The sequence below is a fragment of the Rathayibacter sp. AY1B6 genome (assembly GCF_002932755.1).
Taxonomy (GTDB): Bacteria; Actinomycetota; Actinomycetes; order Actinomycetales; family Microbacteriaceae; genus Rathayibacter.
Window position 1 is genome coordinate 28,011 of the sequence record NZ_PSWL01000016.1, and the last position, 11,304, is coordinate 39,314.

Here is an 11,304-nt window from a genome sequence, read left to right on the forward strand (position 1 = left end):
TCCGTCCCTTCCCGTGTGCCCCCCGGTCGCTCTCCGCGAGATGCCACTTCGGTACGCGACACGCCGTAGCGGGCGTACTCACGTGGCATCTCGCGGAAGGAGTCAGCCGGCGTACCGCGCGACGAGCTCCCGCTTCAGGACCTTGCCGCTGGGTCCCAGGGGCAGCGCGTCGACGAACTCGACGCGGCGGGGGAACTTGAACGCGGCCAGGTGCTCGTTCGCGTAGGCGATCAGCTCCTCGGCGGTGGCGGTCGCCGACGGGGCGAGGATCACCGCGGCCATCACCTCCTGGCCGTGGCGCTCGTCCGGGATCCCGAAGACCGCCGCGTTCTGCACGGCCGGGTGCCCGATCAGCACCTCCTCGACCTCGCGCGGGTACACGTTGTAGCCGTTGCGGATGATCATGTCCTTCGTGCGGTCGAGGATGCGGATGTAGTCCTCCTCGTCCTTCGTGCCCAGGTCTCCGGTGCGGAACCAGCCGTCGATCACCGCCTCCGCGGTCGCCGCCGGGTTGCCGAGGTAGCCCTTCATCAGGTTGTGCCCGCGCACCACGATCTCGCCGAGCTCGCCCCGGGGGACCAGCTCGACGCGGTCGGTCACGTCGGGGCGCGCGACCTCGACCTCGACGCCCCAGATCGGCGTGCCGACCGTGCCCGGCCGCGGCGGGACTCCGACGTGATTGAAGGTGGCGACAGGGGAGGTCTCGGTGAGTCCGTAGCCCTCGTAGATCTCGACCCCGAACACCTCCCGGAAGCGCTCGATCACGGCGACGGGCAGGGCGGCGCCTCCCGAGACCGCGTAGCGCAGCGGCGGCCGGTCCTCGCGCCGGGTCGCGGCGTCGAGCAGGGCGACGTACATCGTGGGCACGCCCTCGAACACCGTGCAGCCGTGGGCGATCATCGCCTCGAGGGCGGCGTCGCCGTCGAACTTCGGCACCAGGACGACCGTCGCGGCGGTGCGGAAGGCCGTGTTCATCGCGCAGACCTGCCCGAACGTGTGGAAGAGCGGCAGCGCCCCGAGCACCACGTCGCCGCGGTGCAGGTCGAACGTGTTCATCAGCAGCACGTCCGACTGCGAGACGATCGCGAAGTGCGTCCCCTCCGCCCCCTTCGGGCGGCCGGTGGTGCCGCTGGTGTAGAGGATCGTCGCCGTGTCGGAGGGGGAGCGGGGCACGTAGCCGTCGATCGGCGAGGCCTCCGCGGCGAGGTCCTCCAGGCGCGGAAGGGGCGAGGCCGTGCCGTCGGGCACCATCACGCTCAGCACGGGAACACCGGCGAGGTCCGCTCCTGCGGCCCCCTCGGCGAGCAGCGGGGCGGCGCACACGAGCGCGACGGCTCCGGAGTCGCGGAGGACGTAGGCGATCTCGTCGTGCTTGAGCAGGGCGTGCACCGGGACCACCACGGCGCCGAGCGCGAGGACAGCGAAGTAGCCGCGAGGGAAGTCGGGGACGTTCGGGACGAGAAGGGCCACGCGGTCGCCCGGGCCGATGCCCCGGGCGCGGAGGGCTCCTGCGTAGGCCCGGGTCTGCCGCCAGAGGGTCGCGTAGTCGACGGCCTGCTCGCCCACGCGGATCGCGATCGTGTCGGGAGTGCGCCGCGCCGCCTCCGCCAGGATGGCCGCGACGGAGAGGGTGCCGAAGCCGGCGGCGGACGGGGGAGCGGCGGGGGCCTCGGCCGTGCGGGGTTCGGTGATGCTCATCAAGGCTCCAGTCGTCGTTGACCGCCGCGGCGGATGCCGGGTGATCCACCGTAGATCCGGCGGGGGGCCGCGTCGAGCGATCCGCACCGGATGTTCAGCACGGGCGGGCGGGGAGTGCGCATCCCGGCGCCGAGCGGAAGGGGGTGCGGGAGGCGCGGGCGGCTGCCTACAGTCGGACTGCTGCGGCCCGGTTCCGCGGGTCGGACGACGGGAGGCGCGATGCGCGGTGAGGCGACGCTCTACACGGACGCGGTGGTGACGGCTCCGTTCGCCCTCGCGGTGATCGCGGAGGCGACCGGCTCGCGCGTGGTCGGTTCCCGGACCGCGGACGCGCACGTGCCGCTCTACAGCGGCCCGACGAGCGCGCGGGTCGAGATCGCGGGGTTCGGCGACAGCGTGCCGGTCACCGTCGACGTGCGCGACGAGCGCGGGATCGACGAGGCGCGGGCGGCCGCTCAGGCGCTCGGGCTGGAGCTCGCCGCCTACGCGGGCTGGGAGGTCGTCGCCGGCTTCTGAGCGTCGCGGCGGATCCGGGCGAGGGAGAAGCGGCTGGGCGCCGTCCTCACGCTCGCGGGAAGGAGGCGGTAGACGGCGAAGGTGCGCGAGAGCGCCCGCTCGAACCGCGCCTCCTGCCGCGGGGTCCAGCGGAAGCCGAACGGCTCGCGGAGCGCCGCCGGGAGCAGGCCGGCGGTCATCAGGCGGAGGTAGGGGCCGAGCGGGCGCAGGTACCAGGCGGCGATGCTCGGGCCCAGGAGGTCGTGGGCGACGCGGAAGGCGGCGGGCGTGACCTCGAGGCGCTCCAGCTCCCGCTCCCAGTAGGCGTCGAACGCGGTGCGGGAGTCGGGCCAGAGCTCCGCGGGCATCTGCAGAGCGGCGCCGACGACGACGGAGCGGCGCACGATGTCGTCCGCCTCCTCCTCGCTCAGCGCGCCGAAGGCGCCCTCGTAGAGCTGCAGCATCGACTGGGTGAGCGTCGCGGCGACCCAGCGCTGCAGCTCCGGGTCGAAGGCGGTGTACCCGGGGCCGCGGACGGGCACGTGCGCCCTGTTGACCCGGCGGCGGACGGCGCGGACGTCCTCCGGAGTGCCGTAGTGGAGGACGTAGAGGTAGGAGAGCGTCCCGTGCAGGCGGTTCACGGCCCGGTGCACGAAGTCGGAGTGGTCGGCGACGCCCTGCCCGACCGCCGGGTGCGCGATCTGGAGGAGGATCGCGCGCGCCCCCGCCAGCAGGAACACGCCCTCGCGGAAGACGTCCGGAGTGCGGGAGGCCGACGACATGGCTCCACGCTACGCGGGAGCGGAGGGCGGAGGAGGAGCCGGTGCCGCCCGGCGGGCGTCCGGCGGGCGCGGAGCGGGCGCACGGGAAGCCCCCGGCGGGTGCGGAGTAGACTCGGCGCGGCCCAGGGACAGTGCCGAGACTCCGGCGTCGTCCGGGCCACCTCGAACTCGAAACGCAAGCGCGCTCGGCGCGGAATGGGAATGCAGCGTGGATCTCTTCGAATACCAGGCCCGTGATCTGTTCGAGAAGTACGGCGTCCCCGTGCTCCCGGGCATCGTCGCCGACACGCCGGAGGAGGTGCGCGCCGCGGCGGAGAAGCTCGGCGGCGTCACCGTCGTCAAGGCGCAGGTCAAGATCGGCGGCCGCGGCAAGGCGGGCGGCGTGAAGGTCGCGAAGACCCCCGAGGACGCGTTCGCCGCGGCGCAGTCGATCCTCGGCCTCGACATCAAGGGCCACGTCGTCAAGCGCGTCATGGTCGCCGGTGGTGCGCGCATCGACCGCGAGTTCTACTTCTCGGTGCTGCTCGACCGGGCCAACCGCTCCTACCTCTCGCTCACCTCCTACGAGGGCGGCATGGAGATCGAGCAGCTCGCCGTCGAGCGCCCCGACGCCCTCGCGCGCGTCGAGGTCGTCCCCGGCCAGGGCATCGACCAGGCCAAGGCCGAGGAGATCGCCCGCGCGGCGAAGTTCCCGGAGGAGCTGATCGCCAAGGTCGCGCCCGTCCTGGTGAAGCTCTACGACGTCTACACCGGCGAGGACGCCACGCTCGTCGAGGTGAACCCGCTCGTGCTCACCGAGGAGGGCGACATCGTCGCGCTCGACGGCAAGGTCTCGCTCGACGAGAACGCCGGCTTCCGCCACGCGGACCACGCCGCGCTCGAGGACAAGGACGCCGCCGACCCGCTCGAGGCGAAGGCCAAGGAGAACGACCTCAACTACGTGAAGCTCGACGGCGAGGTCGGCATCATCGGCAACGGCGCCGGCCTGGTCATGTCGACCCTCGACGTCGTCGCCTACGCCGGAGAGAGGCACAACGGCGTGAAGCCGGCCAACTTCCTCGACATCGGCGGTGGAGCCTCCGCCCAGGTGATGGCGAACGGCCTCGACGTGATCCTCGGCGACGAGCAGGTCAAGAGCGTCTTCGTCAACGTCTTCGGCGGCATCACCGCGTGCGACGCGGTCGCCAACGGCATCCTCCAGGCGCTCGAGATCCTCGGCGACTCGGCCACCAAGCCGCTCGTCGTCCGCCTCGACGGCAACAAGGTCGAGGAGGGCCGCGCGATCCTCCAGGCCGCCGCCAACCCGCTCATCACGCTCGCCGCGACCATGGACGAGGGCGCCGACAAGGCCGCCGCCCTCGCCGCCGCGTAACGGACCCGACGACTCAAGGAATCAGAGAACAAGCATGTCGATCTTCCTCACCAAGGACTCCAAGGTCATCGTCCAGGGCATCACCGGCGGCGAGGGCACCAAGCACACCGCGCTGATGCTCAAGGCCGGCACGAACGTTGTCGGCGGCGTCAACGCCCGCAAGGCCGGCACGACCGTCACCCACGGCGACGTCGAGCTCCCCGTCTTCGGCACCGTGAAGGAGGCGATGGAGGCCACCGGCGCCGACGTCTCCATCGCGTTCGTGCCGCCCGCCTTCTCGAAGGACGCCGTCATCGAGGCGATCGACGCCGAGATCGGCCTCCTCGTCGTCATCACCGAGGGCATCCCGGTGCAGGACTCCGCGGAGTTCTGGGCGTACGCGCAGGAGAAGGGGAACAAGACCCGGATCATCGGCCCGAACTGCCCCGGCATCATCACGCCGGGCGAGTCGCTCGTGGGCATCACGCCCGCGACGATCACCGGCAAGGGCCCCATCGGTCTCGTCTCCAAGTCGGGCACCCTGACCTACCAGATGATGTACGAGCTCCGCGACCTCGGCTTCTCGACCGCCATCGGCATCGGCGGCGACCCGATCATCGGCACGACGCACATCGACGCGCTCGCCGCGTTCGAGGCCGACCCCGAGACGAAGGCGATCGTGATGATCGGCGAGATCGGCGGCGACGCCGAGGAGCGCGCCGCGGACTTCATCAAGGCGAACGTCACGAAGCCCGTCGTCGGCTACGTCGCGGGCTTCACCGCCCCCGAGGGCAAGACGATGGGCCACGCCGGAGCCATCGTCTCCGGCTCGGCCGGGACCGCGCAGGCCAAGAAGGAGGCCCTCGAGGCCGCGGGCGTGAAGGTCGGCAAGACGCCGTCCGAGACGGCCGCCCTGCTCCGCGAGGTCTACGCGGCGCTCTAGCGCCCGTCCTCCCCGCACCACCGTCGGAACGGACGGTGCCCCTGCTCCGGCGGGCGGCGCCGTCCGTTCCGTCGTCGGGGCGGGTCCGGCCGGAGTAGCGTCGCAGCGTGACCCGCCGCCTCGGACTGGACCTGCTGACCTTCGTGCCGTACCCGGAGGGCCCCGAGCAGCCGGGCGACGCCGCGCGGAGCCTCGAGGACGGGCTCGCCCTGCTCGAGCTCGCCGAGGAGCTCGGCTACGGCACCGGCTGGGTCCGCGTGCGGCACTTCGAGCGCTACCTGGCGTCTCCGCTGACCTTCTTCGCGGCCGCCTCCCAGCGGACTTGCCGCCTCCGCCTCGGGACCGCGGTCATCGGCGCCCGGTACGAGTCGCCCGTGCGCCTCGCCGAGGACGCCGCGACCGTGGACCTGCTCTCGGGCGGACGCCTCGACCTCGGTGTCAGCAGCGGCTTCGCGCACCTCGCCTCCGTGTTCGACGGGGTGTTCGGGCAGGCCGAGCGCGACTTCCGCGAGGAGGCGCAGGAGCGCATCGCACGGCTCCGCGAGGCGCTCTCGGGCGCCGTGCTCGGCGTCGCGGAGTCGGCGCTGATGTCGGTCCCGGTCGGCGCTCCGCTCATCCAGCAGCCGCATGCTCCAGGCCTGGCCGACCGGCTCTGGTACGGGGCGGGAACGGTGTCCTCCGCGGTCCGGGCGGGCGAGCAGGGCATGCACCTGCAGGTGTCCACGCTCAACACGGAGGAGACGGGCCTGCCGTTCGCCGAGCAGCAGGCCGTGCAGATCCGCGCCTACCGCGAGGCCTTCGCCGCCGCGCACCCGGGGCGCACATCGAGGGTGACGGCGGGCCGCATCGTGCTTCCGCTGCTGGACACCGCCGACGAGGAGGCGCACCGCCCCTTCATCGAGGGCTACCTCGCGCGGATGGACGACGAGGGCCGCCCCCGCACGGCCGACCGGTCGATCATCGCCGCCCCGATGCGCTTCAGCCCCCTCCACAGCGGGAGCCCGGAGCGGATCGTCGCGTCGCTCGCCGCGGATCCGGCGCTCGCCGAAGCGGACGCGCTCACGGTGACGCTCCCGGCGGTCGGCGGAGTGGAGTCGCACCGGCGCATCCTGCGCGCCGTCGCCGAGCGCATCGCCCCGCAGCTGGGCTGGACGCCCGGGGCCTGAGGATCAGCGCCGCGCGAGCAGCACCAGGACGGGCCGCTGCAGCAGGAGCAGGAGCAGCCACCAGAGCCCGACGGACGGGATCAGCAGCGCCAGCGCCAGCGCGACGAGGAGCAGCGCGAAGGGCAGCAGAGCGGGCGCGAGCGGCAGAGGTCCCGCGCCGGGCCGCCTCAGCTCCGGGTGCCGGGAGAGGCGCAGCTCGATCAGGACCAGCGCTCCGCTCATCGCCGCCATCGTGCCGATGTAGAGCCCGATCGTCGCCCGGGAGTCCGGGAAGAGCGCCAGCGCGCTCGTCGAGAACGGGAAGAACGCCAGCGCGGCCAGCCAGAGCAGGTCCAGCCACACCAGAGCGCCGTCGTAGTCCCCGGCGATCTCGAAGACGCGGTGATGGGGGATCCAGAAGACGGCGATGATCGCGAAGGAGAGCGCGAAGGCGAGGACCGAGTCCAGGTGCTCCGCGAGCAGCGCCGGGACTCCGCCGCCCTCCCGGGCGATCTCGGGAGCCAGCTGCACCAGCGGCAGGACGAGGACGGTGATGGCGATGGCGGCGGTCGCGTCCGAGAAGTTGACGAGCCGGTCGAGCCCGCGCTCCGTCCGGCGGTGGGCCGCTCGTGCCCCGGGGTGCCCGCGGTGCACCAGGCGCTCGATCGGACCCGAGAGCAGGAGCAGCAGGAGCGCGAACATGTTGACGGCCGGCACCGCGACGGCGAGCACGAGGGCCGCGAGGAGGACGCCGATCACGATCAGCGATCTCGAGAGGGAGCGCCGCGGCTCCGCCCCCGGGGCCAGGAGATCCGGATCGCGGCGCACGATGAGCTGCATCGCCAGGGTCGCCGCGCTCGCCGCGATCATCGTGCCGATGTAGAGCGCGATGACGCTGCCGTCGGTGTCGAGCACGTTCGAGATCAGGTTCGCCGCGAAGGGGAGCAGGACGACCGCGGCCAGCCAGACGAAGTTCGCGACGACGAGCGCGGGCGAGTAGCGGGCCACGCCCTCGAAGACGGAGTGGTGGACCGTCCAGAGCCGCCCGATCACGGCGAACGTGATGAAGAAGGCGGAGAGGGTGCCGTAGTGCCCGGTGAGCAGGGCGCCCAGATCCGCCGCGCGGCCCTCCTCGACCACGTCGACCAGGGGGAGGACGAGGAACGTGATGGCGATGGCGACGACCGCGTCTGAGAAGTTCACGAGGCGGTCCAGGCCGCGCTCCGTCCGTGCGTCCGAGGTCCGCGTCATGGCTCCGACACTAGAGGGCCGGGCGGCGCGCCCCTGACCCGCCTCCGAGCGCGCCGCCGCTAGGCTCGTCAGGCCCATGAACCGGATCACCGTCGCCCTCCTCGCCGCCTTCGACGCCGCGCTGTCGGCGCTGATCGGGATCGCGATCCCGCTCGTCCCGCTGACCGTCCTCTGGGCCGTGCAGTACGACACGACGGTCGACTTCGGCGTGTTCTGGCGGGTCGCCGCCGACGCCTGGCTGCTCGGCCACGGGGCCGACCTGCAGGCGGCGCTGGCCCCCGACTCCGCTCTCGCCGTCGCGCTGCCCGGAGGCGCCGACGCCTTCCCGGTGACGATCGCCCCGCTGGCGTTCGCGCTCCTCACCGTGCTGCTCGGTGCGCGCACCGGCCGCCGCGCCCAGGAGTCGCCGTTCCGGGCCATCGGCGTTCTCGTCGCGATCGCGACCTACCTGGCGATCGCCCTCCTGGTCTCCCTGGGGTCCGCGGACCCGGCCGCCGCCGTCGATCCTTTGCAGGGGACGCTGCTGCCGCCTCTCGTCTTCGCGCTGGGGGTGCTCGTCGGAGCAGCGCTCCACTCCGCCCGCAGCGACGAGGCCGACCCCCTCGGCGAGCTGGCCGCCTCCGCGCTCGACCGCGTCCCCGCGCCGGGGCCCGGGCTCGTCCTCGCGTCACTGCGCGGGGGAGCGCTCGCCGCGGCCGGAGTGGTCGGAGCGGCGGCGGTGCTCGTCGCCGTGGTGCTGGTCGTGCACTACACCTCGGTCGTCGCGCTCTACGAGAGCCTCGGCGCCGAAGCGCTCGGCGGGCTGGCCCTCACCCTCGGGCAGCTGGCGTTCCTCCCGAACCTGGTGATCTGGGCGGCGAGCTGGCTGATCGGCCCGGGCTTCGCCCTCGGCACCGGCTCGTCCGTGAGCGCGGCAGGGACCCTGCTCGGACCGATCCCGTCGATCCCGGTCCTCGCCGCACTGCCCGCAGGGGACTCGGCCTTCGGGTTCCTCGGACTGCTCGTGCCGCTGCTCGCCGGGTTCGCCGCGGGATGGCGGCTGCGCCGCAGCGTGATCGAGGTGCTCGACGGCCGCCCGCTGCTGCGCTGGGGCGCCGCCGCAGCCGGCGGGATCGGCGTGGTCGGCGGCCTGCTGCTCGGGCTCCTCGCCTGGTTCTCGGCGGGCGCCGCAGGTCCGGGCCGACTCGCGCAGGTGGGCCCGGACCCGCTGGTGGTCGGGGCGGTCGCCGCGCTCGAGCTCGCTCTGGCCGCGGGCCTGGGCCTCGCCGCGGGCCGCAGCCGACGCGGCTGACGCCGGCGGAGGCGTCCCCCTAGACTTGCGCAGTGCTGAAGTTGGTCGTGCTCCTCTCCGGCGGCGGATCGAACCTCCGCGCCCTGCTGGACGCCACCGGCGACGAGGGCTTCCCCGCCCGCATCGTCGCGGTCGGCAGCGACACGGCCGCCGAGGGTTTCCGCCACGCCGAGGAGCGCGGGGTGCCCGCCTTCACGGTCGCGCCGCGCGACTTCGCCTCCCGCGACGAGTGGGGCGCCGCCCTGCTCGACCGCATCCAGGAGTGGGAGCCCGACCTCGTCGTCTGCGCGGGCTTCATGCGCATCCTGCCGCCCGTCGTCGTCGACGCGCTCAGCCCGCGGATGATCAACACCCACCCCGCCCTGCTGCCCCTCTTCCCCGGCGCCCACGCCGTCCGCGACGCCCTCGCCGCCGGCGCGACCGAGACCGGCGTCACCGTGCACGTGATCGACACCGGCGTCGACACGGGCCCGGTCATCGCCCAGGAGAGCCTCGCCGTGCTCCCCGGCGAGAGCGAGGACGCGCTGCACGAGCGCATCAAGACCATCGAGCGTCGCCTGCTGGTGCAGACGGTGCTCGACATCGCCCACGGAACCGTCGACCTCGAGGAGCTCGCCCGCGCATGAGCATCACCGCCCACGACCCCAGCAGCTACGACGACCGCGACCGGGTCCCCGTCCGCCGGGCGCTCATCTCGGTCAGCGACAAGACCGGCCTGCTCGAGCTCGGAGCGGCGCTCGCCGCGGCCGGCGTCGAGCTCGTCTCCACCGGCTCGACCGCCGCCACCCTCCGCGGCGCCGGCCACGAGGTCACCGACGTCTCGGCCGTCACCGGGTTCCCCGAGTCGCTCGACGGCCGCGTGAAGACGCTGCACCCGGCCGTGCACGCGGGCATCCTCGCCGACCTGCGGCTCGCCTCGCACCGCGAGCAGCTGGAGGAGCTCGACATCGCCGCGTTCGAGCTGGTCGTGGTGAACCTGTACCCGTTCCGCGAGACCGTCGCAGGCGGCGCCGACGCGGCGACCGTGGTCGAGAACATCGACATCGGGGGCCCGGCCCTCGTCCGCGCCTCCGCGAAGAACCACGCGAACGTCGCAATCGTCGTCGACCCGGCCGACTACTCCGGGATCGCGACCGCCCTCGCCGACGGTGGCACGACGCTGGCCGCGCGACGCACCCTGGCGGCCCGCGCCTTCGCGCACACCGCCTCCTACGACTCCGCCGTCGCCGCCTGGTTCGCCGGGCAGGAGGCGGCCGAGGGCGTCGAGGGCTCCGTCGAGATCCGCGGGACCCTGCAGCAGGTCCTCCGCTACGGCGAGAACTCGCACCAGAAGGCGGCCCTCTACGTCTCGCCCGACGGCACCGGCATCGCGCAGGCGACACAGCTGCACGGCAAGGAGATGTCCTACAACAACTACGTCGACGCCGACGCGGCCGTCCGCGCGGCCTACGACTTCGTGCTGCCCGCCGTCGCGATCATCAAGCACGCGAACCCCTGCGGCATCGCGATCGCGAGCTCGAAGGCGATCGACCCCATCGCCTCCGCCCACCGCCGCGCCCACGAGTGCGACCCGGTGTCCGCGTTCGGAGGCGTGATCGCCGCGAACCGGCCCGTCACCCTCGCCATGGCGGAGACGGTGAAGGAGATCTTCACCGAGGTGCTCGTCGCCCCCGGCTTCGAGCCCGAGGCGCTCGAGGTGCTGAAGACGAAGAAGAACCTGCGCCTGCTGCAGCTCCCCGACTTCTACGCCCCCGTCGAGCGCGAGTTCAAGCAGATCTCCGGCGGCCTGCTGCTGCAGGATCCGGACCGCTTCGTCGGCGGACCCGGCGAGGTCAGCTCCGGCTGGCAGCTCGTCGCCGGCGAGCCCGCCGACGCCGACACGATGCTCGACCTCGAGTTCGCGTGGAAGGCGTGCCGCGCCGTCAAGTCGAACGCGATCCTCCTCGCCAAGGGCGGCGCCTCCGTCGGCGTCGGCATGGGCCAGGTCAACCGCGTCGACTCCTGCCACCTCGCCGTCACCCGGGCCGGCGACCGCGCCCCCGGCTCCGTCGCCGCCTCCGACGCGTTCTTCCCCTTCGCCGACGGCCTCGAGGTGCTCCTCGCCGCCGGCGTGAAGGCCGTCGTCCAGCCCGGCGGCTCCGTCCGCGACGCCGAGGTCATCGACGCGGCCGCCCGCGCCGGCGTCACGATGTACACGACGGGGGAGCGGCACTTCTTCCACTGAGTTCCGGGCGCGAGGCGCCCGGAACTCAGTGGGTGTTTGTCTTCCCCGCCGCTCCCCGCGCGGCCGGGCGCGGTCGGCTTCGCGACGGGGTGCGTTCCATGGAGCGGGTCGCGTCGCGGGTCGC

The 11,304-nt window shown here is 73.2% G+C and carries 10 protein-coding genes; 7 read left to right on the plus strand and 3 right to left on the minus strand.

Translation table 11 applies throughout. From position 1 onward, the window contains the following. Positions 1–102 precede the first annotated feature (102 nt). Complete coding sequence (locus C5D08_RS10060) at positions 103–1,698, minus strand: long-chain fatty acid--CoA ligase (protein ID WP_104276929.1); 1,596 nt, start codon at positions 1,696–1,698, stop codon at positions 103–105. A 219-nt stretch (positions 1,699–1,917) separates the two neighbouring features. Between C5D08_RS10060 and C5D08_RS10065 the strand changes: the two genes are divergently transcribed. After that, positions 1,918–2,214: a hypothetical protein gene (locus C5D08_RS10065; RefSeq protein ID WP_104276930.1), complete on the plus strand. Its 297-nt coding sequence runs from the start codon at positions 1,918–1,920 to the stop codon at positions 2,212–2,214. Here the strand turns inward: C5D08_RS10065 and C5D08_RS10070 are convergent. Further along, a complete protein-coding gene (locus C5D08_RS10070; protein ID WP_104276931.1) occupies positions 2,181–2,975 on the minus strand; it encodes an oxygenase MpaB family protein in 795 nt (264 codons plus the stop codon). The two genes, C5D08_RS10065 and C5D08_RS10070, sit on opposite strands and share 34 nt — an antisense overlap. A 208-nt stretch (positions 2,976–3,183) precedes the next feature. Between C5D08_RS10070 and sucC the strand changes: the two genes are divergently transcribed. The 3 genes from sucC to C5D08_RS10085 all read left to right on the plus strand — a co-directional run bounded on the left by sucC (position 3,184) and on the right by C5D08_RS10085 (position 6,435). After that, the gene (sucC, locus tag C5D08_RS10075) at positions 3,184–4,347 is read left to right on the plus strand and encodes an ADP-forming succinate--CoA ligase subunit beta (RefSeq protein ID WP_104276932.1); all 1,164 of its coding nucleotides are present in this window, start codon (positions 3,184–3,186) and stop codon (positions 4,345–4,347) included. A 34-nt stretch (positions 4,348–4,381) separates the two neighbouring features. Continuing rightward, positions 4,382–5,269 carry a succinate--CoA ligase subunit alpha gene (sucD, locus tag C5D08_RS10080; RefSeq protein WP_104224929.1) on the plus strand — a complete coding sequence of 296 codons (888 nt, stop codon included), beginning with the start codon at positions 4,382–4,384 and terminating at the stop codon, positions 5,267–5,269. A 107-nt stretch (positions 5,270–5,376) separates the two neighbouring features. Beyond that, positions 5,377–6,435 carry an LLM class flavin-dependent oxidoreductase gene (locus C5D08_RS10085; RefSeq protein ID WP_104276933.1) on the plus strand — a complete coding sequence of 353 codons (1,059 nt, stop codon included), beginning with the start codon at positions 5,377–5,379 and terminating at the stop codon, positions 6,433–6,435. A 3-nt stretch (positions 6,436–6,438) separates the two neighbouring features. On the opposite strand, the gene C5D08_RS10090 is transcribed toward C5D08_RS10085, so the two are convergent. After that, positions 6,439–7,665, minus strand: coding sequence for a TMEM175 family protein (locus C5D08_RS10090; RefSeq protein ID WP_181110119.1), 1,227 nt, complete (start codon positions 7,663–7,665; stop codon positions 6,439–6,441). Positions 7,666–7,741: 76 nt separating this feature from the next. Between C5D08_RS10090 and C5D08_RS10095 the strand changes: the two genes are divergently transcribed. Genes C5D08_RS10095 through purH form a run of 3 tightly spaced genes read left to right on the plus strand, consistent with a single transcriptional unit; the run spans position 7,742 to position 11,180 of the window. Next, entirely contained in the window at positions 7,742–8,956 is a 1,215-nt protein-coding gene (locus tag C5D08_RS10095; protein WP_104276935.1) for a DUF6350 family protein, read from the plus strand. Positions 8,957–8,988: 32 nt separating this feature from the next. After that, positions 8,989–9,582, plus strand: coding sequence for a phosphoribosylglycinamide formyltransferase (gene purN, locus C5D08_RS10100; protein ID WP_104276936.1), 594 nt, complete (start codon positions 8,989–8,991; stop codon positions 9,580–9,582). Then, complete coding sequence (purH, locus tag C5D08_RS10105) at positions 9,579–11,180, plus strand: bifunctional phosphoribosylaminoimidazolecarboxamide formyltransferase/IMP cyclohydrolase (protein ID WP_104276937.1); 1,602 nt, start codon at positions 9,579–9,581, stop codon at positions 11,178–11,180. Before purN ends, purH begins: the two co-directional genes overlap by 4 nt. Positions 11,181–11,304: the final 124 nt, after the last annotated feature.

What these genes read in the sequence shown, in the direction of transcription:
- C5D08_RS10060 (WP_104276929.1), bottom strand. Translation starts at nt 1,698, where the DNA reads ATGAGCATCACCGAACCCCGCACGGCCGAGGCCCCCGCCGCTCCCCCG.
- C5D08_RS10090 (WP_181110119.1), bottom strand. Translation starts at nt 7,665, where the DNA reads ATGACGCGGACCTCGGACGCACGGACGGAGCGCGGCCTGGACCGCCTC.
- C5D08_RS10095 (WP_104276935.1), top strand. Translation starts at nt 7,742, where the DNA reads ATGAACCGGATCACCGTCGCCCTCCTCGCCGCCTTCGACGCCGCGCTG.
- C5D08_RS10070 (WP_104276931.1), bottom strand. Translation starts at nt 2,975, where the DNA reads ATGTCGTCGGCCTCCCGCACTCCGGACGTCTTCCGCGAGGGCGTGTTC.
- sucD (WP_104224929.1), top strand. Translation starts at nt 4,382, where the DNA reads ATGTCGATCTTCCTCACCAAGGACTCCAAGGTCATCGTCCAGGGCATC.
- purH (WP_104276937.1), top strand. Translation starts at nt 9,579, where the DNA reads ATGAGCATCACCGCCCACGACCCCAGCAGCTACGACGACCGCGACCGG.
- C5D08_RS10065 (WP_104276930.1), top strand. Translation starts at nt 1,918, where the DNA reads ATGCGCGGTGAGGCGACGCTCTACACGGACGCGGTGGTGACGGCTCCG.